This window comes from Clostridium sp. LIBA-8841 (genome assembly GCF_057782475.1).
Genome location: NZ_CM173488.1, coordinates 1,278,025 through 1,301,403, shown reverse-complemented (window position 1 = coordinate 1,301,403; position 23,379 = coordinate 1,278,025). Strand labels below are relative to the sequence as shown.

Annotated in this window: 16 protein-coding genes; all 16 read right to left on the bottom strand. The window is 29.5% G+C overall.

Annotated elements, in window-relative coordinates; genetic code table 11:
- Nucleotides 1-153: 153 nt before the first annotated feature.
- The 16 genes from AC2A4K_RS05550 to AC2A4K_RS05475 all read right to left on the bottom strand — a co-directional run bounded on the left by AC2A4K_RS05550 (nucleotide 154) and on the right by AC2A4K_RS05475 (nucleotide 23,285).
- Entirely contained in the window at nucleotides 154-324 is a 171-nt protein-coding gene (locus AC2A4K_RS05550) for a small, acid-soluble spore protein, alpha/beta type (RefSeq protein ID WP_322503959.1), read from the bottom strand.
- A gap of 288 nt (nucleotides 325-612) precedes the next feature.
- Nucleotides 613-1,989: an MATE family efflux transporter gene (locus tag AC2A4K_RS05545; RefSeq protein WP_322503960.1), complete on the bottom strand. Its 1,377-nt coding sequence runs from the start codon at nucleotides 1,987-1,989 to the stop codon at nucleotides 613-615.
- Between the two features lie 249 nt (nucleotides 1,990-2,238).
- The gene (locus tag AC2A4K_RS05540; RefSeq protein WP_322503961.1) at nucleotides 2,239-2,697 is read right to left on the bottom strand and encodes a hypothetical protein; all 459 of its coding nucleotides are present in this window, start codon (nucleotides 2,695-2,697) and stop codon (nucleotides 2,239-2,241) included.
- Nucleotides 2,698-2,832: 135 nt separating this feature from the next.
- Nucleotides 2,833-4,269, bottom strand: coding sequence for a DEAD/DEAH box helicase (locus AC2A4K_RS05535; protein ID WP_322503962.1), 1,437 nt, complete (start codon nucleotides 4,267-4,269; stop codon nucleotides 2,833-2,835).
- 288 nt (nucleotides 4,270-4,557) lie between these two features.
- Nucleotides 4,558-5,679 carry a glycerate kinase gene (locus tag AC2A4K_RS05530; RefSeq protein WP_322503963.1) on the bottom strand — a complete coding sequence of 374 codons (1,122 nt, stop codon included), beginning with the start codon at nucleotides 5,677-5,679 and terminating at the stop codon, nucleotides 4,558-4,560.
- A 255-nt stretch (nucleotides 5,680-5,934) separates the two neighbouring features.
- A complete protein-coding gene (locus tag AC2A4K_RS05525) occupies nucleotides 5,935-7,194 on the bottom strand; it encodes a GntP family permease (RefSeq protein ID WP_322503964.1) in 1,260 nt (419 codons plus the stop codon).
- Between the two features lie 157 nt (nucleotides 7,195-7,351).
- Nucleotides 7,352-8,413 carry a CdaR family transcriptional regulator gene (locus AC2A4K_RS05520; RefSeq protein ID WP_322503965.1) on the bottom strand — a complete coding sequence of 354 codons (1,062 nt, stop codon included), beginning with the start codon at nucleotides 8,411-8,413 and terminating at the stop codon, nucleotides 7,352-7,354.
- 238 nt (nucleotides 8,414-8,651) lie between these two features.
- Nucleotides 8,652-9,824: an iron-containing alcohol dehydrogenase gene (locus AC2A4K_RS05515; RefSeq protein WP_322503966.1), complete on the bottom strand. Its 1,173-nt coding sequence runs from the start codon at nucleotides 9,822-9,824 to the stop codon at nucleotides 8,652-8,654.
- A 619-nt stretch (nucleotides 9,825-10,443) separates the two neighbouring features.
- Nucleotides 10,444-10,845, bottom strand: a complete 402-nt coding sequence (locus tag AC2A4K_RS05510; protein ID WP_322503967.1) for a hypothetical protein — start codon at nucleotides 10,843-10,845, stop codon at nucleotides 10,444-10,446.
- A 589-nt stretch (nucleotides 10,846-11,434) separates the two neighbouring features.
- Nucleotides 11,435-12,406, bottom strand: coding sequence for a glycosylasparaginase (locus tag AC2A4K_RS05505; protein ID WP_322503968.1), 972 nt, complete (start codon nucleotides 12,404-12,406; stop codon nucleotides 11,435-11,437).
- A 91-nt stretch (nucleotides 12,407-12,497) separates the two neighbouring features.
- Nucleotides 12,498-13,214 (bottom strand): ROK family protein, encoded by a 717-nt coding sequence (locus AC2A4K_RS05500; protein WP_322504316.1) that lies wholly within the window; start codon nucleotides 13,212-13,214, stop codon nucleotides 12,498-12,500.
- A gap of 6 nt (nucleotides 13,215-13,220) precedes the next feature.
- Complete coding sequence (locus tag AC2A4K_RS05495; RefSeq protein WP_322503969.1) at nucleotides 13,221-13,385, bottom strand: hypothetical protein; 165 nt, start codon at nucleotides 13,383-13,385, stop codon at nucleotides 13,221-13,223.
- A gap of 247 nt (nucleotides 13,386-13,632) precedes the next feature.
- Nucleotides 13,633-16,701 (bottom strand): alpha-mannosidase, encoded by a 3,069-nt coding sequence (locus AC2A4K_RS05490; RefSeq protein ID WP_322503970.1) that lies wholly within the window; start codon nucleotides 16,699-16,701, stop codon nucleotides 13,633-13,635.
- Between the two features lie 372 nt (nucleotides 16,702-17,073).
- On the bottom strand, nucleotides 17,074-17,613 hold the full coding sequence (rbr, locus tag AC2A4K_RS05485; protein WP_322503971.1) for a rubrerythrin: 540 nt from the start codon (nucleotides 17,611-17,613) through the stop codon (nucleotides 17,074-17,076).
- A 168-nt stretch (nucleotides 17,614-17,781) separates the two neighbouring features.
- On the bottom strand, nucleotides 17,782-18,924 hold the full coding sequence (locus AC2A4K_RS05480) for a pyridoxal-phosphate-dependent aminotransferase family protein (protein ID WP_322503972.1): 1,143 nt from the start codon (nucleotides 18,922-18,924) through the stop codon (nucleotides 17,782-17,784).
- A 374-nt stretch (nucleotides 18,925-19,298) separates the two neighbouring features.
- Nucleotides 19,299-23,285 carry a discoidin domain-containing protein gene (locus AC2A4K_RS05475; RefSeq protein WP_322503973.1) on the bottom strand — a complete coding sequence of 1,329 codons (3,987 nt, stop codon included), beginning with the start codon at nucleotides 23,283-23,285 and terminating at the stop codon, nucleotides 19,299-19,301.
- Nucleotides 23,286-23,379: the final 94 nt, after the last annotated feature.

Genomic DNA, 23,379 nt, shown 5'->3' with positions numbered 1-23,379 from the left:
AAAGTATTAAAATTATTGTCTACATAATATATATATGTAAATGTTTTGAAATTAATTCTTTTTACCCCAAAAATTTATGTTTTTTTACAAAAAATACACACCTAAAAAGGTGTGTATTTGAAATGTAATTAATTATATTTACTTTTTAATTTATTAAAATCCCTTATAAGGATTGTCTCTAGTATCATTTTTACCTAATTTTCTTGATTCTTTTGAATATCCTACTTCATCAGCAGTTTCATGTTTCATTTTTTCTACTTCTTTTTTAGTCTTTTGACCAGACTTCTTATTAGCTTTGCTATTTTTATTATTCTTATGAGCCAAAGTAAACACTCCTTTCAAATTTAGTTCTTATTTAGTATTTAACTTTAACAGCTCATCTATCCTAAAAACAACTTTCCAACACTGCTAACTATTTCTATAACTCTTTTAAGCTATTACTCTGAAACAATTAATATTATTCTATAAAGAATTTTTTTCATCCTCTCAAATGGATAATTTTTAATTTCAAAATTCAAACTTCAAAATTTTATTTTCACTTAAAATTAAATTATGATTGAAGATTTAGCTGAAAATCAATATTAATATAAAATAAAACTTAAGATTTTAAACTTAACATGGAGCTTCTTCAAATTCATAATCCTTTGTTACATCATTTACCCATTTTCCACTAATTACTCTATATACACTGACAAGTGACTTTAATATTTCATCACATTTTATAACTAAGAATACCAAGGCAACTGGAAGTTCTAAAACAAAGGCTGCAAAGAATCCTCCTGGAATAGCAACAAGCCACATAAAAATAAGATCATTTATTAAAACAAACTTCGCATCTCCACCACCTCGAAGTACACCCATCATAAAGTTGCTTGCAAGGGATTGAAATACTATTATTCCAGAAGTTACAGTCATTATTTCCATGGATATTAATTTTGTGCTATCAGATACATTATAGAAATTAACAATAGCTGGTTTTATAAATAAAATCATAAGTCCTGCTATGATTCCCATAATAACACTGAAAATTCCAACACTATGGGCATACTCTCTTGCTTTTTCCTTTTTACCTTCACCTATGGTATTTCCTATTATTACTGCTGTAGCATTAGACATACCAAAAATAAAAACTGTTACAAATTGGTGAGCCACTCCATTTATACTATTGGCAGCAACAACCTCAGTTCCCATTCTTCCAACTACAACTGATATCATAGAAGCTCCAATTGCCCAAAGCAACTCATTACATAACACAGGAGTACATAATCCAACATAGTCTTTTAAAATATTTTTATCAAGCTTTAATAAATGCTCTAACTTAAGCCCAATCTTTCTTTCATATAAAAACATAAATACTAGAACTATTGAAAATTCAGTTATTCTAGCACATACTGTGGCAATTGCTGCTCCATTTATCCCAAGCTCTGGTACTCCTAATTTTCCAAATATAAGAACCCAGTTTAATATTGCATTTACCACTAAAGAAGCACTGTAAACTATCATTGATATCCTTACAGTTTTTACTGAACGAAGCATCATTATTGTACAGTTTGTTATGGAATAGAATAAATATCCTATGCATACTATTCTTAAGTAGCTAGCTCCTAAATCTATAACAGCCATATCTGTTGTAAAAATCCCCATAAAATGTTTTGGTAAAAATGCTGCTATAAATATAAAAATTCCCGTTAAGGCTATACAAAATCTATACATTATAGCTAAAATTTTATGAATTGTTTTAATGTTTCCTTTTCCCCAATACTGCGAAATCATAATATTAGATCCACCAGCTAGTCCAAACATTAAAATCGTAAGTACAAAAAATAAATTATTCGCTATAGAAACTGCTGATAGTTGAATTTCCCCCAAAGCTCCAACCATTAAAGTATCTACCATGCTTACCATAAAAGTTATTAAGTTTTGTACTGCTATTGGCAAGGCAATACTAAAAAGTAACCTATAAAATTTTTTGTCCCTTGTTATAAGCATAATTAACCCCCCTTACTAAAAAATGCTTTCTTATAAAATTTCAATGTAAATTATAGCACTCTACATTAACTTATAATACTCCTTTAAATTTAATAATATATGAATATTTGAAAAATATTGTTAATATAAAACTAAGGAACTGTATCAAAATAACTTAATAAAACTTATAAACATATTCCGAGAATTGCTAAATTTCACTAAGAATTTATAAGTTTTATTATTTAAAGTTTTGATACAGTTCCTTAAAATCTAAACTAAATCCCCATTAACATAATGGTAATTTCCTTCTATAACTTTCATATCTTTTAGTTTTTCTACATCAATATAACTAGATGGTATATAAGTGTATTCTATAAGCTTATTTTTACCACCCTTGTCAGAATGCTTAACAAAAGCTAACATATAGACTTCTGTTATTTCTGAATTGTATGTTTTTTCTGGAGCATAAGTATCTACATTTGTAAAAAATTCGTTTACATCTTCATATGGAGATATTAAGTAAACTTCATCCCACTCAAAAGCTGTTGTTTTATTTAAAGAAGTTAAATCTAACTTTTTATCCTCTTCATTTTCTATAAGAGTAATAACTTCTTTATTTAATGATTTATTTTCTCCAATAAAATCATTTTCATATAATCCTAAATATGCTATAGAGACTAAAAAAACTACAACTAGAGACGTAATAGAGATAGTAACTTTTTTCTTCATATAGACCACCTCTCCATAAAATTCTTTAGCTTTTTTTAAATTAAAAAGGTAAGATATTATTTGTATATCTTACCTTAATTTTACCATATTACACCTAATTAATCACTCTATTAAATATAATTTAACATAAATAATTTATTTTCTAGCCTTTTGAATCTTAACTTTTTTACCTTTTATAGTAACTTCCTTAAAGTTTTTTAGGACTTTTTCTCCTTTTCCATTTAATATATCAACATAGGAAAATCCATCTTGAACATCTATTATTCCTATATCATCTCCAGTTAATCCTGGAAGATTACTAAAGCATCCAACAATATCAAAAGCTCTTATTTTCTTTTTCTTTCCACCATTAACATGTATTTTAACTATATCACTATGAATCTCTTTTTTAGGCTTTTTACTCTCTTTTAATTGAATCCTTTGGCTTTCTTTAAATATATTTCTTCCAGCCTTAACCTCTTCATCAGTAGGCATAGTTCCTTTTTTTATTTCATACCCAATATACTCTTCTATATTTTCTAAGTATTTTTTTTCATAGTTATTTACAAAAGTAACAGCCTTTCCTTCTCTTCCTGCTCTACCTGTTCTTCCGATTCTATGAACGTAACTTTCCATTTCCATTGGCACTTCATAGTTTATAACAAGCTCTATACTATCTACATGAATTCCTCTAGCAGCTATGTCTGTACAAACTAAAACCTTGAAGTGCTTATCTCTAAAGTTCTCCATAACCTCAATACGCTTCTTTTGATCCATGTCTCCATGAAGTTCATTACAAGTTATTCCTTCATCCTTAAGCATTTTGTAAACGGCTTTAACCTTGTTTCTTGTGTTACAGAAAACTATAGCACTTTCTGGATGATTAGCATAAAGAGTCTTCCATAAAGCTTTTTCTTTATTTTTCTCTTCTATTTCAATTACACTTTCTTCTATTCTATCTCTATTAAATACCTTTGATTTAACTTCTAAAAGAACAGAATTTCTCATATACTCCTCACACACTTCTTCTATTTCCTTAGAAAAAGTTGCTGAAAATAAGGCTGTTGTCTTATTTAATCTTAATCCTCCTAATATGTCTTTTATCTGATCAATAAATCCCATAGAAAGCATCTTATCCGCTTCATCTATTACCACATAGTTAACTTCACTTAAATCTAAAGTTCCTCTTTCCATATGGTCAAATACTCTTCCTGGTGTTCCTACTACTATATGTACTCTTTGTTTAAGTTCTCTAACTTGCTCATTAAAAGGTTGTTTACCAAATATGGCCGCACATCTTACCTTTTTTAATCTTCCTATATTAGCTAACTCATCTTTAACCTGAATTGCAAGTTCTCTAGTTGGTGTTAAAACCAAACATTGAACATTTTTTTCTTCAATATTTATTTTTTCACAAATAGGTATTCCAAAACTTGCAGTCTTACCACTACCAGTTTGAGATTTAACTATTATATCTCTTCCCTCTAAAAGCTTTGGAATTGAAGCTTCCTGAACCTCTGAAGGGTTCTTATATCCTAAATTATTAAGGGCCTTAATAATATCATCACTTAAATTAAATTCATTAAATTTCATATATTATGTTTATCTCCTTTGTTTTAAAACTTATGATCTTCTATAGTTATACCACATATTCATTCGTTATCCTAATTTATAATAAATAACTATTATACAATTTTCCATTCCTATTGTTTAACTTGTTTATTGTTCTAATACATTTCTTTTTCCTACATATTAAAATAATAACGAATATTAAAATCTGAAATAGATTAATTTTATTGAAAAATAATTCATAAAAAAGAGTGAAAATAAAAATTAGATACTTTTTATTTTCACTCATTATAAATTAATTCATATTATTTTTTATTTTAAAAGTCTAATTACATTTTCAGTTGTTATCTCTAAATTCCTAGTTCCATTTTGTAAAGCTTCATCTAAAGTTGAAACTCCAGTCATTATACTAAATATGCTCTTTATTCCTATTTCATAAAGACCTTCTATTCCATCTCCTACTTTACCTGCAAAAGCTATTGTGGAAACTCCACCTTCCTTAGCTACAGTGGCTACTCCCATTGGAGTTTTTCCATATATAGTTTGATCATCTATACTTCCTTCACCTGTAAATACAAAGTCTGCTCCTTTTACTTTCTCAGCTAGCTCTGTATGTTTTATCACAAGTTCTATACCTCTTTTAAGTTCTCCACCTAGTAATAATAAAGCTGCTCCAAGACCACCAGCGGCTCCTGATCCTTCTATATTTGAAACCTCTTTTCCTAAATCTCTACTTATTATAGAAGCATAATGAGTTAAGTTATTATCTAACTCTTTAACTACCTCTGGAGTCGCTCCTTTTTGTGGTCCGAATACTGCTGATGCTCCTTTTTCTCCTACTAATGGGTTAGTTACATCACAAGCAACTTCTATAGATACACCCTTTAACCTCTCATCTAAAGAAGTTAAATCTATACTTTCTATATCCTTTAGTGCTCCTCCACCAAAAGCTATTTGATTTCCTTCTTTATCTAAAATTTTTCCACCTAAGGCTTGAAGCATTCCTACTCCCCCATCATTAGTGGCACTTCCACCTATTCCTATAACTAAGTGCTTTATTCCCTCATCTAAAGCTGCTTTTATCACTTCTCCAGTTCCAAAAGTTGTTGTTATTAAAGGATTTCTCTCTTCTCTTTTAACAAGTTGAATTCCTGAAGCACTTGCCATTTCTATGACAGCAGTCTTCCCATTACCTAATACTCCATAGAAAGCTTCTACTTCTGTTCCTAATGGACCTGTAACCTTTAAAGTCTCAATTTTTCCACCTGTTGCATGAACTAAAGCCTCAACTGTTCCTTCTCCTCCGTCAGCCATAGGAACCTTTATACATTCTGCATCTTTAAAAACCTTTTTAATTCCTCTTTCCATGGCATTACAAGCTTCCATTGAAGTCATACTTTCTTTAAATGAATCTGGCGCTAATACAAATTTCATCTATGTTTCCTCCTGTAAGATACTTTCTCTTAATTTTTATTTTAAAATTCATTATGCTTACTAAAAATATTTTAATTTAATTCTTTTACTATTTTTAATTACATTCCTTAATAAATTCTTACTCCTTTTTAAATAAGTTTGACTTACCTAAATCAAAGTCTAAACTTTAAAATATAATATAGAATTTTTATATTTTATATGTGAAAAGTATAATTAGGCATTTTAATAAACACCAAACTATACTTTTCTAAAAAACTATTTTAATATTATTCCAAATATTATAGTAGATACAACTGTCATTGTTAATCCAACTAAAGACTCATATGGTATAAGCTTAAGTCTTTCTTTCATATCCATTGCTACGCTACCACCAGTTGAGTGGAAGAAACTACCGTGTGGTAAATGGTCTAAAACTGTAGCCCCAGCATGTATCATAGCGGCTGTAGCAAGTGGTGCAACTCCAAGTTGAACGATTGTTGGTCCAAATACTGATGTAGCCACCGCTGTTCCTGATGTAGTAGAAGCTGTTGCCGCTGACATAAGTATTCCTGAAACAGGAGCTAACATAAAGCTTGGTAAACCTAAAGTATTTATTCCGTTTATGATAACATCCTTTAATCCTGAGTTAGCAATTATTCCTGCTAAAGTTCCAGTTCCTATTAAAAGGATTGCAACACCACTCATCTTAGCTAGTCCATAAGTAGCGTATTGGTTAATATATTTAACTTTTCCCATAGCTATTATTCCACATAGACCACCTACTGGTAAGGCTATTAATGGGTCTATAGCTATTCCTGCTAATGGCCTTAACATTAATAATATTATTGCCACTAACGGTCCAACCATAGCTGGTAAGAATCCTGGCATATCTGCCGCTTCTTTCACACGTTCCTCTAAGTTAACAAAAGAACCTTTTTTCTTTATTCTACTTGCTAATATGCATGTAACTATAACACCAAATATAGCCGGTATAATACCTGCTATCATAACATTTGTTAATGAAACTCCTAAGTTATCAGCAGCTGCAATTGTATTTGGGTTTGGAGACATAATATTTCCTGCCTTACCTCCACCAACCATTGCTAATAATATAGCTGATTTACTTAAACCTGATTTGTGAGCTATTGCTAAAGCTATTGGAGATACTGTTATTACTGAAACGTCTACAAAAACTCCAACCATTGTTAATACCATCGTAGCTATGGCTAAAGCTATAAGAGCTCTTGATTCTCCTATTTTCTCAACTATTGTCTCTGCAATCTTTGCTGCGGCACCGGATTCAATTAAAACCCCTGCTAGTACCCCTGCTGTAAGTATTCTTAAGATAGCAGGCATCATATTTTTTGCGCCATCCATCATTAAATTAACTGTTCCTGTTAGTCCTGCTCCACCAATAAGTCCACCTATTAAAGCTCCTAATATAAGTCCGTATGCTGGATGAACCTTTTTTATAATAAGAGTAATTGCAACAACTAATGCAATCACTGCGCCTAAAGCTGTAACTGTTACGTCCACAATAAAATCCTCCTTTTCTTAATAAATCTAAGACCTAACTTATTCTTAAATTTGTTGACGAATTTCATTGTATAAGTTTTCATTTTTAAAATCATTATTAAATTTTCCTAATTAAAAAGGTTTTCTTTATGCATATGCACAAAGAAAACCTATACTTTTACTTTAATTCATTTACTATGTATGTAATCATAAATTGAAATAAATCCAAATAATTATCAAAGCTTAATCCTGTTATTTCCTCAATTTTCTCCAGCCTATAATTCAATGTATTTCTATGTATATGTAGTGACTCTGCCGTCTTTTTTCTCTCTCCACTATGCTTCATATAAGCTGTAAAGGTTTCTAATAGTTCTTCTCCCATATTTTCTTTTAATATCCTGTTTCTTATAATCTTCCATTCTTCTTCATTAAGAAAATTCTCTAAAAAACTAAAAACCTTTACCTTTGAATACTCATAAAAGAATTCACCTTTATATAATTTTTTTCCTATATCAACTGCTTCAACAGCTTCATTCATTGATTTAGAAATAATTTTATGTCTTGCACTTAGTCCTATTCTAGAGTTCATATTCATAATCATTTCTTTTAATTCCTTTAAGCGCTTATATAATAAATTATTATCTAATAAAATCATAACTATTCTGTTTGAAGTTAAATTTATATAGTACTCATCTTCTTTTATAAATCTCTTTACCATTTTTACATTTTCTTTGAATTCATCTTTTTCAAACTCTAAAACTAAAATTATTCTATCTAAGGAAATATTAATACCTACATTAGCACCTCTTTGTATAAATTCTAAATCATAAGATTCTTTTAAATATAACCATTCATAAAGGAATTCTTCCTTTAGTCTTTCCTTTATTATATGTTTATTTAAGGTATACTCTTGATTTATTAAAAGTTCAGCAGTAACCGTTACCAGTTGTGTGAATTGCCTAACCTTTTTAGGATTTCCAGTTATACCAATAACCCCTATAGCCTTGTCTCTAAAGAATATTGGTGAATTTACTCCAGACTTGACCTTATCTTCATCCTTAGATATTTCTATTACTTTCTTTACCTCTAATGCTTCTAGAGCTCCATTATGTAAAGTTCCAATTCTACTTGAATCACCACTTCCTATTATTATCCCTTTATTGTTCATTATGTTTACATTGTAAGGAATAACCTCCATCATTTTATTAACTATATTTTGAGCTAACTCCCTATTTAACATCATACTACGCTAAGTACAATTTTAATTTTTATTATACTTAACTCCTCCTCTCCTCAAACTGATACTAGCAAAAAATTTAAACATTTACAATAACTTAACTAAATAAAAGGATACAAAGTATTAATAACTTGTATCCCTTAAAATCTAAGCATAAATATTTTCTTTATTGAATCTATTTATTTTTATAGTTTTTCTAGTTATCATTTTATCTAAATTATAAAGAATCTAAATTCATGTACTATAATGCTAATTTGTAGATTTCAAAAACATCAGCTGTATTTAATTTGACAAAATTACCAACAGTATACGCATCATTATCTGTACATTTTTTAGCCATTTCTTCTAATCTATCTTCTCCTATTTCTAACTCTTTTAAAGTTGTTGGAAGATTTATTGATTTAAAGAATTCCTCAAGTTTTTTAATTCCTTCTAAAGCAATTTCATCTTTAGTTTTACCTTCAACTTGAACATCAAAAACCCTAGTAGCAAATTGATTGAATCTATCTAAATCATGCTTATAAACAAATTTCATCCAAGCTGGGAATATAACTGCTAAACCTGCACCATGAGTTACATCATATATTCCACTTAACTCATGTTCTATTTTATGTGATGCCCAGTCTGTTTCTCTTCCTGTACTTAGAATATTATTATGAGCTATTGTTCCAGACCACATAACTTCTGCAAAGCTATCATAATCTTCTTTATTTTTTAATACCTTAGGAACATTATTTATAACAGTTTTCATTGTTCCTTCAATTAGTCTATCTGTAAGTTCTACATTTTTTGTGTTTGTAAAATATCTTTCCATTAAATGAGCTAGAATATCTGCACTTCCTGCAGCTATTTGATACTCTGGTAAAGTAACACACAATTCTGGGTTTAACATTGAAAATTTAGGATATAAAAGTGGTGATCCTGTTGATTTTTTATACCATCCATCTTCATTAGTTATAACAGTTCCTGAACTTGATTCACTTCCAGCCGCTGGAATTGTAAGTACTGTGCCTATTGGTAATGCCTTTTCTATATTTAAATTCTTAGTGAAGAAATCCCATACATCTCCTTCATAAAAAACTCCAAAAGCTATAGCTTTAGCTGAGTCTATAACACTTCCTCCACCAACTGCAAGTATAAAATCAACCTTGCTATTTTTACAAAGTTCTATTCCTTTTTTAACTAAGCTTAATCTAGGATTAGGTTTAACCCCTCCAAGTTCTATTACATGTAGTCCTGCTTTATTTAAAGAATCTAAAATTTTATCATATAGACCATTTTTTATAATGCTTCCTCCACCATAATGGAAAAGTACCTTGCTTGCACCTAAATTCTTAATTTCTTCTCCAACAGAAGATTCAACACCTCTACCAAAGTTGATTTTAGTAGGATTATAAAAAGTAAAATTATCCATTCAAATCATCCCTTCTCTTTTTTCTCATATTGCTTTTATTTTTCCAAATTAATTACGTTTACATTATTATATATGACTTTTATCTTAAGTACAATATTCTACTACTATAGCTTAAACCTTAATTATGTTTAAAATATGTATATTCATTCACTAAGAACAATAAATAAATTCTATTTACTTAAAAATCCATATATTAAATCTAAAAGTTATAAAACTTTTAAATCACCATGGAAATTATTGCAATTTATCATTACGGGTATATAATAGATTTAAATTATGGGTTATGAGAGGTGATAAATATGATAAATCATAAAGGAGATTTTTGTACTGTATCACAATATGCAATATTAAAGTCCGACCCACGTTAAATAATGTGAATCTAAAAATCAATATTCTCTGAAAAGACTTAGTAAATTCATTAGTAAAAATTTAAAAGGGACTATATCAAAGTAACTTTTTAATAAAACTTACAAATATTACGAAGAAAATATCTAGATAATTTTCAGAATAATGACTATAAATTCTTAGCAAAATCTAGTAATTCTCAGAATATTTTTGTAAGTTTTATTATTAAGTTTTGATATAGTCCCATTATTAAATATATAAACTATGTATATTTCTATTTTATCTCATTTTCTATTTCTCTTAACCATTTTTCTATTATTTGTTTTTCATGTTGAAATTCTTTATCGTGTCTTTCATAGTTTTGAACAAACTTACTTAATTTATCATATAACTTTTCTAATTGCGCATCACTAACTATTGTTTTATTTGAATAAACTTCTCCAGTAGCTTCTCTTTTATTTTTTGCTTCTTCTAAAATAAGTAATAGCTTTCCTGCTAATTCTCTTTTCCCATCAATTTCTGCTGATATTAAAGCTTTTAATCTTTCTTCAGTATGTTTAGATGTTATATCAAAAAAATCGTCATCTAATCCAAATTCCTTTATAAAATTTTTAAATTCCTCAAAATTATTTTCGTTTTCCTTTTCAAAAATATCTTTAATTGCTACATATTTCATATTAATTCTCCTCCTAAATTTTCTAATCTATTAAGTTAAATGAGCATTAATACTTTATAATACTTGAATATATAATAATTTTGAATTCAATCGGCAGGCTAATCAAAAATATCAAATTAAATATTTTTTCTTACTTTCTGTAACTTAAATCATTAATATCGTTGATTAACTTGCCTAAAGCAAAACTTATTATAATTTTTAATTTACAATATAAAATTCATATAATTCAAAATAGCTAATACTCTTGTAATATTTAGTATTTTTTTCACAATAACCCAATAAATTTCTTTTCGTTCATTATAAAACTTTTTTAATGAATAATAAATTTTAAAAACAAATTAAAATATTAGTAAAATTTAAATTTACTAGTATTTTTCTAATATAATATTTCTATCTTTCTATTAATTAATATTTTAGAAGCATAAAAAATATTAAAATTACAAATTTTTATAATTTCACAAAAATTTCTTTATAATTTTAAATACTTATATCTTTTTCTATTAAATTAGAGGGTGGAAAAATCCACCCTTCTCCTTACAAAACAATATCTACATGTCCTATTAGTTATATACTAAAATCATCTTGCTCTTTAATTTGTAACTAAATTCTTTACTGGCAATTTTATTCTTTCTAAATATTTATTAAGCCATTCCTCTGTAGCAACTGAATATAGTGTTTTTCCATTCTCATCTAAGTTTGTAATATAAACTGTTGGTTCCTCTTCATGAGTAAAAACTGAAAAAGTAAATTCTTTTATGTTTGTTGCAACACCCCATTGTCCATCTTTATTCATAGCAACTACAGATAAATCTCCTGCTTGTCCTCTTCTTTCAATAAGTTTTCTATTCAAATCAATAATAACCTTATCACAAGCCTCTTGAGGAGTGATGCCTTCTTCCATTAGTCTAACTATTTCATAGGAAATGCATCCCTTCATTAAGTCTTCCCCTAAACCAGTAGCCGTTGCTCCTCCAACTTTACTATCAACATAAAACCCTGAGCCTATAACTGGTGAATCTCCAACTCTTCCTCTCTTTTTCATAAATAATCCACTAGTAGATGTAGCAACAACCATCTTTCCATTTTGATCTAAGGCAATTGCGCCAATAGTATCATGTCCATCATATGGGCTTAATCCTTTCTCTAATATTAGCTTCTTCTTTTCCTCATAAAACTCTCTTGCTCTTTCTGTAAGCATATCTTTTTCTTCAAAGCCCTCTTCCTTTGCATACTCATTAGCTCCTTGTCCAACTAAGAAACAATTCACTTTTCTTTCGCTTAATTTCTTTGCTATAGACACTGGATTTGCGAAATTATTAATTGAAGCAACAGCTCCCACATCTAAGGTATCTCCATCCATATAAGCTCCATCTAGTTCAACCTCACAACATTCATTTGGAAGACCTCCATATCCAACTGATTTAAAAAACTCAAAATCTTCAACAACATTTATGACTTTTTCAACAGCCTCACCTGCACTAAGCCCGCTCTTCATATCTGATTCAATTTCATTTATTCCGTCTATACCCATTCTCCAAGTTGTTATTACTCCATACTTCATAAAAAATCCCCCTATAAATTCAAAACTTTTTACTATAAACTTAATCTGCTTAAGTAATACTCAAGTCTCTCCCCTAATCTAGCACTTAAATTTAACTGATATTTTCAGAAAAGAAATTATAAGCTGAGCCTATAATACCAGCATTATTCTTGTGCTTGCAAAGGTCTATATTACATTTTACAAACTTCCACTTTGGTATTTTATTTAATGAATTTTCTAATCTTTCTAATAAATCTTCTCTTAAACTTATTCCGCCACCAATAAGTATTTTTTCTGGATTTAATATTGATGATAAATTATAGATCATTCTAGCAATATTTCCGTACCATTTTTCTATTATTAAGCTTACATTCACATCATTTTTAGCTTCTTCAAATATATTAGTTCCTAAAACATTTATAGATAAATCTAAACCCATATACTCACAATACATTCTTGAAAGTGCTGTAAACGAAGAATTATCACTTAAAGTCATATATCCTTCTTCATCTTTTGTAATCATGTAACAGAATTCTCCCCCTTTGAATTCTTTTCCTCGAATTAAATCCCCATTTAGAAATATTCCTCCACCTATACCAGTTCCAATAGTTATACAAATAAAATCGTCACAATTCATTGCACTTCCTGTGAATTTTTCAGCTAGCGCAACACAATTAGCATCATTTTCAATTAATACTGGAATATTTAATAGCCTTTCTAAATTTTCTTTTAAAGGATATCCTTCAATAAACCTAAATACTGTGCAATTATTCACTACTCCTTTTTTATTATGGACAAACCCAGGAATACTTATAGAAACTCCACTTATGTTTTCTTATTTCTTATATTCATGTACTATTCCTATTAAAGTATTGAGAAATTCTTCAATATTTAATTTATTTGTATTTGATTTATTAGCTTTAATAATTTCTCCATCTTCTCTTACTATTCCATGTTTAATAAATGTTCCACCTACATCTATTGCTACTATTTTTCTCATACCCTTCCCCCTATTTATTAGTTAAACTTAAAATTTGTAAATTTCTTTAATACTTCTACTTTAATTATTGATTTTTACTAAAAATAGAAAAGGCAACCCTCCCTTAAAGGTTGCCTTTTCATAATACCTAGTTTCCCTAAGCAAGCTATTGCTTGCTATCTTCTTTAAGTAATAAGAAGTGTTCTTTTAATTCCCTTATTGTTACTGTTAGTATCATCTTCTATATAAATATTACTTAAATTCTTAGTTATTTTAATGTTACTTTTAAAGTATGAACTTCAAATGGTTTAAACGTAAGTTCCATTGTTTCTTTGTTTAATTCTTTTCCATCTATGATGTCTTCTATTAAATTAACCATTTCTACGTTAGCATATGGAACATTTATATTAACCTTAACTTTAGCATCTTCACCGTGACACTCATATAATCTGATTATCATGTCATCATTATCTTCTGCTTTTTTAATTGTATCAATTATTACATTTTCACAATCTATTGAAGCCATTGCTTCTTTAACTAGATTTTCACCTAAGTTTTCACTGTATATTACTTGAATTGGAGCATTAACTTCATGAGCTTCATGAACAACATTTCCTTCAATATAATCACCTTTGTGTGGGAATAAGCAATAAGTAAACTCATGCTCTCCTCTATCTGCATTTGGATCTGGATATCCTGGGCTTCTTAATAGATTTAAGTCTATCTTAGTTTCTGAAACATTGTGTCCATACTTAGAATCATTTATTAAAGCAATTCCATAATCTCTTTGTGATAAATCTACCCATCTTTGAGCACAGATTTCTCCCTTAGCCATATCCCATGAAGTATTTCCATGAGTTGGTCTCTTTATTGTACCAAATTGGATTTCACAATCTACTTCTCTAGTATAAACATTAGTATTGAAAGATGTTCTAAGCATCTTACCATTTTCTTTCCAATCAACCTTTGTCCTAAAGTCAATTCTCTTGCTACCTTCTAAAATACTTATTTCTTGTACTAAAGTAGACTCTCCATACTTGTAGCTTTGTTTAATTGTAGCTTTTGGTCCATCTACAATAACTTCTGATTTTACTAATTCAAATATTTGAGATGGTCTATCTTCATAAACACCTGAGAAATCCCAGCCATCTCCATTATCTTCATAAACTCTTAGTTCATTTCCTTTTTCATCTCTTAAAACTTCTTTATTTAATTCTTTATCGAAAACTCTTGAAATTGTTCCATTTTCATTAAACTCAACTTTAACTAATCCATTTTCTAAGTTATTCTCAGAAACTTTTAAAGTTGAAATTTCACAATATGGCTCAACTTCTTCTTTTCTGATTATTTCTCCACTTAAAGAGTTTAATTGAACCTTTGTCCATCTGTCATAAAGCTTGATCCATTGTTCTCTGCTCCATGATAATGAGTTGATTAATATAGCTCCTTCTTCTTTACTATCTGCACTTTCTAAAATATCTCTATATAACTTTTCAGTCATACCTTCTACTTTAGCAAGCATCTTCTCATAAGCTTCTACTGACTCATCATAAACTCTACCTATTGATGAACCTGGAAGAATATCGTGGAATTGATATAAAAGAACTTCCTTCCAAACTTTTTCTATTTCAGCTTGAGGATATTCTCCTTTTCCTAAAACCTTAGCTTGCATTGCTGCTAATTCTAAGTTCTTAATAGCTATTTCCATCTTTCTGTTATACTTTTTATTTTTACCATGTGTAGTGTAAGTTCCTTGATGTTTCTCTAAGTATAGTTCTCCACTCCACACGCTATATTTATCTATATCTTTTTCTATTCTCTTAAAGAAATTACTTGAAGGCTCTTGCTTAACTGGAGCTATTCCATTTATATTTCTTTCTCTTCTTAATCTTTCTAAGTGTTCCTCTCCAGGACCACCGCCTCCATCACCAATTCCAAATAGCATTAAGCACTCATCTGATAAACCTTTATCTAAGAAAGCTTTCTCTGATTTAGCAACTGCTCTTGGTGCGGCTGAACTATTATAAGTTCCTTCTGGTGGCATATGTGATAATACCTTACTTCCATCTAATCCTTCCCATAAAAATGTATGATGTGGGAATTGATTGTGATTGTTCCATGATAATTTAATTGTCATGAAATAATCTACGCCACTCTTTTTAAGAATTTGTGGAAGAGCTGCTGAATATCCAAATACGTCTGGAAGCCATAAAGTATCCATTTCTTTTTTAAACTCTTCTCTAAAGTATCTCTTTCCATATAGTAATTGTCTTACTAAAGATTCTCCTGATGGAACGTTAGTATCGGGTTCAACCCACATACCTCCTTGAGCTTCCCATCTTCCCTCTTCTATTTTTTCTTTAATTCTTGCATATAAATCTGGGTAGTATTCCTTCATCCACTCATAAATTTGAGGTTGGCTTGCTCCAAATACATACTCAGGATATTTTTCCATATTAGCTAAAACTGTTGAATATGTTCTAGCACCTTTTCTTATAGTTTCTCTTATTGGCCATAACCAAGCCAAATCTATATGAGCATGTCCAATAGCTGAAACTGAAAGTGAAGGATCTCCACCTTTTTTATCTAATTCTTTCTTTAATATTTCTCTAGCTTTTTTAACTTCTTCTTCATTTAGGATTGTAACCTCTTGTTGAGTAACAACTCCATCCTTTAAGAAATCACATCCACTCATTCCAGTTTTAATACTTAATACCTTTGATGCTTCATAAAGAGCATTTAATATAGTATGGTATCTAGCACTCTCTTCTGGAAGTTGATTCATAAGTTCATGTAAAACCTCTATATCGTAGTAAAGAGCTTTTACTTCTTCATTACAAGTTGCAATATATGCATCTTTTATAATTCCATTGTCTCTATATTTACCGAATAAGTCATTACAAGCACAATCTGCCCATACATCAATGACTTCTCCACCAAGAGCTCTATCAAACATAGGAACTTCTCTCTTACCAGGCATTCCCAGACTTAAATCAAACTCTGAATTTAAAGTTGTAAGACCTCTCATAGGAGCTCCTTTTTCATCTACAACAAAGGCTTCTCCACTTACATCTATTAAAAGAACAATCTTTTCTCCCTCACAACTTGCTGGTACTTCTCCCTTGAAGTTAAACCAACCACAGTCCCAAAGTTCTCCCCAAGACTCTCCTATAACTCCTTTTTTATGCTCTCCAGTTAATCTATTTTCATAACTTACTGGTTCCTTAGTGATATACATATCTATGTCTAAAGGTGCAACCACATTATATATTGCCTTCTCTAACTTCTCACACAAACCGTTTACAATATTCTTACGTTCATTTATCTGAAATAACATTCATCTCACCCCTTGATAAATTTAAAACTTATAAAATAAATCTTTAGAGCTGTACATTAATAACCAAAATTAATGAGCTTCTTTTCTTTAGATTCATCTATATTCTATATTTTAAAGATATCTTATAAGCAATTAAGTGTAAAGTGGACAAATATTAGTTTTATGGTTCATATTTTTAATAGTTAAATTTTGTACAAAAATATATTTAAATATAAAATAAATAAGACCAAGGTTAGGGAAAATTTTAGAACCTAAACCTTGATCTCAATTTATTTAAAAAGGATTAAAAAAAGCATTTTATAGTTAATACTAATTTGCGGAAGAAGTTAATTCTATAAAATTATATAATTTAATCCTTGTTAAATACTATAATTAAAATTTATCACAAACTATTTCAAAATATGATTTTGGATGATGGCAAACAGGACATTTTTCTGGAGCTTCTGTTGCTTCTAAAATAAATCCACAGTTTTGACATCTCCACAACTCTTTTTCATCCTTTTTAAATATTTCACCATCTTTTAACAGATTATGTAACTCTAGATATCTTTCTTCGTGATGCTTTTCTATTTCTCCTACTTTTTCTAGTATGAATGCTATTTCATTAAAGCCTTCTTCTCTTGCTTCTTTTGCAAATTGAGCATACATATCTGTCCACTCATAGTTTTCTCCACCTGCTGCATCTTTTAAGTTATCTACAGTTTCACCAACTGTACCATCATGTAAAAACTTAAACCAAATCTTTGCATGAGCCATTTCATTATGCGCAGTCTCTTCAAAAATATCAGCTATTTTATTATACCCTTGTCTTCTAGCTTTTTCTGCATAAAAGGTATATTTGTTTCTTGCTTGTGACTCGCCAGCAAAAGCCGTCAAAAGATTTTTTTCTGTTTTACTTCCTTTTAGCTCCATAAATTTCACCTCAAAAATTAAATTTTATAGTTTATTAATTTCCATTTCTAATAAACATAAATACAATTTAATTTTTCCCTTTTTGAGGTTTTATATTCTAAATTCCCTCTTAAAATTTTTAGCTAAATTCAAACAAAATTCTTCTTAAATAAAGACAACCCATAATTTTTATATATTACTCATAAATAAATCTACTAAACTTTTATCACTATAAAAACCTAAATTCTTTAAACTATTATCAATCGCATTTAAGACTATAGCTATACTTTCAATTCTTGCATTTTCTCCCATATGTCCTATTCTTAATAACTTATTCTCATATTTATCTAAGGATGTTGACATTAATACATTATACTCTTTGTTTAAATAATCTCTTAATTTTAAAGCATCTATTTCTTCTGGTATTTCAACAGCTGTAACTGTATTTGAATATCCATTTTCTAAGAATAAATTTAAACCATATTCTTTTAGTGCTTTTCTAGTTGCCTCTCCAATTTTTCTGTGTCTTTCAATAATCTCTTCTTTTCCTTCATCTAAAATATTATCTATAGCAACTCTAAGTGATATAATATCGCTTGTTGGCATTGTATATGGGAACCATTTATCTTTGTAGTAATTTTTCCATATATTTAAATTACAATAAAATCCAGCCACTGGAGTTTCTCTATTTTCCATAGCTTCTCTTGCATCATCACTTATACTTACCATAGTCAATCCTGGCTCTGCTGAAAATGCCTTTTGTGAACCTCCTAAGGCTATATCAATCTTCCACTCATCGACCCTTAACTCTTCTCCTACCATTCCAGAAACAGAATCAACAACAGTTAAAATTCCATAACTTTTAAGTAAAGGACAAATCTTATCTACTGGATTTAAAACACCAGTTGGAGTATCACAATGAACAATAGTAGCATATTTAAAATCATTATTTTCCTTTAAAAATTTAGATAAAGCTTCAACATCAATCTCATTAGTATAGTCTCCTGAAAAATAAGTTACTTCTCCACCATACATAGTTACAAATCCATCAAACCATCTTCCATATAATCCATTATCAAGTACTAAAACCCTATCTCCCTTTTCAGTTATGGATGCACATGCTGCTTCTAGTCCTAAAATTCCCTCTCCACAAAGTATATAGCAATCATTTTTTGTATTTATAATTTCTCCAAATCTATCACATGTCTCCTTATAAAACTCAACAAACTCTAAATCCACATCTGGATTAGTAGTTTTTAAAGCTCTAGCCATTCTAGTATTTTCACTTAAATTAGTAGGTCCCGGTGTATAAATTATCTTATTACAGTTCATGATTTATTCCTCCCAATAAGTTCTCAATTTTATATATTTATAAAATACCATATCATATGAAAACTTCAAATTATACCGATACAAACTTATATTTTTTAATATTAGGCGCTGTTTTAAACTAGTATTGATTTTTAGTTAGGTCTGAAGGACTAGCTAAAATCAACATTCACATAAAACATAGCCTAATATTAAGATTATTAAAATTAAAAAATATAATAAAAAGAGGCTGTGTCAAAATTCAATAACAAATACTATAAAAATATCTAAAGTAACTTTCTAGATATATTCATAAAATTTATTTAATGATTTGATCCCAGCCTCAAAGACTTATCTTATTAAGATAAATTGACTAATCTTTTATAATTCAGTTCAACCTAATTTAATAGTTTGTTTGATATAAAATTAATCTCATACTCTGTAATAATATTATCTCCATCTAAATCCCACTCTTTTTTCTCTTGTCCATAATATTTAGAAGCTAATGCTAAATCGCCTAAATCTATTACTCCATTTTTATTAAAATCTCCTAGTAAACCTTTCTCTTTTTCTGGTCCATATACTTCTAATTCAAGAACTGAATATGAAGAATTATTATTTCTCTTAGAGCAATTAACTCTCACATATCTAGCCATTTTTTCTCCAAATGTTATGGAATTTAAATTTTCCGAATTATTATTTAGTGTAGAAATCTTATTCCACTGATATCCGTCTTCTGATATTTCAACTGAAAACTCTTTTGCTGGATTTCCCCATCTTATTAATATTTCATTTATTTCTTTTACTTCTCCTAAATCAACCATAAGCCATTGGTTATCTGAATTCTTAGATACCCACTTAGAACCCTCATTTTTAATATTACCATCAGTTGCTCTCCATTCATTGGTGTATAATAAATCATTTGAAGAAGAATATGCATCTTTTCCACAAGCTAGATTCACCTTGTAACTCTCATCTCCAGCAATAGCTTCATCTGCTAAGACTCTATTATAAAGTTTAATATTGTCCATGCTACCTACTAAACCTTCTCCAATCTTCTCCAAAGGCAAAACAAAGGAGGTTAGGAATTCTTGTCCACTTATAATGCTATTATCATGTTTTCTATAACTATGAAGTTGTTGTATAAACTCCCCATTAGCATATAAAGATAAGTTTTCAAAGGTTCCTACTAAGGTTATAGTTGTCCATTCTCCTTCTTTCAATCTATAATCAAAATTTTGCTCATAAAAACTTCTTCTTATAGCTAAAGTTCCATCCTCTAAAACTTTCAATTCTCCTTCATATCCTGAGAAAAGATTCATAACCTTTCCAAGTTCATCAACCTTAACATCAAAAGAAATTGTATATGGATAAGCTAGAGCCTTAAGTGGAGTTTCTATCACTGTATTACCATTAAAGTTTAAATATTTATTTGAATTCTCTTCCTTAATTTCTCCATTTTGAATATTTCCATCATATCCGTTACCACTCTTATCTAAGACATTTTCCTCATTTTCAAAGTCATATTCTATAACCACATCACTATTACTTTCAATTTCTCTTGAAACCTCAGTGTTTGGTCCTTCATCTAATTTATTAAATGTCTTCATAAACTCCGTATAATCTTTATCCGCTTTATTTCCTCTCCATATCTTTTCGCTAATAGTAGCAACAGCTGGTAATAGTCTTTCATGTAAATCAGCCTCTACTATTCCTTCCATGGATTCATCTCCCCAAATAGCCATTTTTCCCCCTAAAAGATTTGGCTCTCCTAATGGCACAAATGTATTTGCATTAAACTGATTTGGCTCCCAATTATTATAAACATATTGAGTATCCATAAAATCCTTATGCCATCTTGAAGGAGTTATATAAGTATATGGCTGTGGAACATTAACAACCTTGTATCCTTCCTCAATTCTCGCCTTAGGATCTTCCCAAGCTAAACTCCATACATCTATAACAGTTTCTTTTGGAAGTATTGTATCTCCTGCAAAAGGTTTTAAAGATCCCCAAACTCTTGGTGTTTTTCCTTTATCCACTAAGTATTGTGACATATTTGCTGCATATTTTCTAAATTTATCTCCTACCCTTGTATCATACTCATCTATTCCCAAATGAACTGTATCTCCTAAGAAAACAGGATTCTCCTCATTTAAAAACTCATCAAATAATTCTTTTATAAACTTAGCTCCCTCTGGATTATCTATATCTATGTGATCAAACCAATAATTTTCTGAATGTATAGGTGTACCCTTCTCCCTATTATACTTAGTAAAAGGAAGTGAATGAGCTGGTGTATCTATTTCTGGTACAACCTCCATACCTCTGTCCATAGCATCTAATTGTAAGTTGATAAACTCTTCTTGAGTATAATAAGGATCGTTTAAATCATCATTATTAGGCTTTAATCCTGGATGATTCTTACTTTCTAATCTAAAGGCATTATAAACTGAATCCCAACTTTCTGGCTTATTATAATTTGTCCCCGATGGAGCCCATTGATTGTCATTTAAATGTATATGGAACTCATTAATCTTATACCATGACAATATCTTGGAATAATCCTCTAAAAACTCCATTCTCATAGGCATTCTTGCTACATCAAGCATAGCTCCTCTAATTTCATACTTAGGGAAATCTCTAATGACTCCACATGGTATCTCATCATGATTTTCATCCTGCCATAATATTTGAAGTAAGGTTGTTGTTCCATATAATGCTCCCGTGTAATAACTTGAGTATATCTTTATAGAATCTTGAACCTGTGTAAAATATCCTTCTTCTCCAACTTCATATTGATCTTCCAATTGAGACTCTATATAAATATCTCCTTTTTTAACTTCTGAATCTGATGAAACTTCTACTATATCAAGCTCAATTCCTTTAAAGTCCTTTAAGTTTTCGTTAAATAGCTTAGCTACCTTCATTAAACCTACATTATTTCTATCATTAATTAATATTCTTGACTCTTCTGTTAAAGTAAAATTACCTTCTAATCCGTACCACTCTTGAAGACTTGGAATTACTTTTGGTTCTTCATTTCCCTTCTCTACTGGAGGGAATAAATCTTCATTTAAAGAAGCTTTATTTGGAACATTTAAATTTAAACTCTTTTCAACAGTCTTTTCTGGCTCTTTCTCTTTATAAATTTCAAACAACAAACTAACATCTCTATCTTCTATATTAGAATCTGTTATTTCTCCTTCATTACTTACTACATTTTTAAACTCACTTCCTCTTAACCTAATACCAAAGCCCTCTGGCACTTCTGGGAACTTAATCATCTCATCACTTACTGTTACTTCTGACAAAGAAGTTATTGAATTTGCAACCTGTTCTAAAGAAGGATCAAAATCAGGTATTATTTTTTCTGTTCCCTGTACTTCTAACTCTCTTATAGAAACATTATTATATGCATTAGCATTTCTTTCCCTTATATAAACTCTTATATATCTAGCATTTTCCTTATTATCAAAAACAATCTCATCCACTTTATTCACATCATTGCTAGGATTATGCTTTACTCTTTTAATCTCTGTCCATTCTTTACCATCATCTGAAATCTCTATACTATAATCCTCTGCAAAAGCTTTTTTGTACCAATGTATTTTGGCACTTTCAATCTCTAAAACTTTTCCAAAGTCAACATATACCCATTGATGACTATCTTCTGAGGACTCTACAGTCATTGTAGGGCTAGACCATCTTGAATCATCTGAAGTAGTATCTCCATCAACTATTTTGTTAGAAGTCCACTCTGAATTATTATTTTCCACAGCTGATGCCTTTGTTTCTTTCCCTTCAGCTACATTTCCCTTAAAAAGTTTATATCCCATAACCTCAAACTCTCTAATACTAACACTTGTCCACTGATTTCTCTTAGTAATAAATATTCTTACATACCTTGCAGTTTCTTCATTATCAAAACTAGCTTTATTAACCTTATTTTTATCGTTTTCATTCTTACCTACTGGATTAGTTAATGTTTCTGTTATATCTCTCCAATTTTCCTTATCAGCAGATGTTTGTATCTTAAACTCTGTTGCATATGCAAAATTCTGCCACCGTATATTAATATTATTTATAACATACTCTTCTCCTAAATCAACCATAAGCCATTGTGGTTGAACTGATGTTACTTCTGCACTAGACCATCTAGAATCTTCTGTAATGTAATCTCCATCTACGGCCTTATCACCTTGCCAATTACTTGATGACTCTACGCCAGAAACTTCAACTGATTTTCCCAAAGCTAGATTTACATTTGAAACATTACTTGAATTTTTTATTTCATTGGCTTTTGCAATTCTAATATTAGTTCCACATAAAATATTCATCATAAAAACACCACATAAAATCGCACCAATTCTCTTTTTATTCAATTTTTAATTTCCCCCTTTATAACACAATATCACTATATATTTTTATTCTAATGAAGATTATTATATAATTAACTTATTAAAAATTATTTTATTT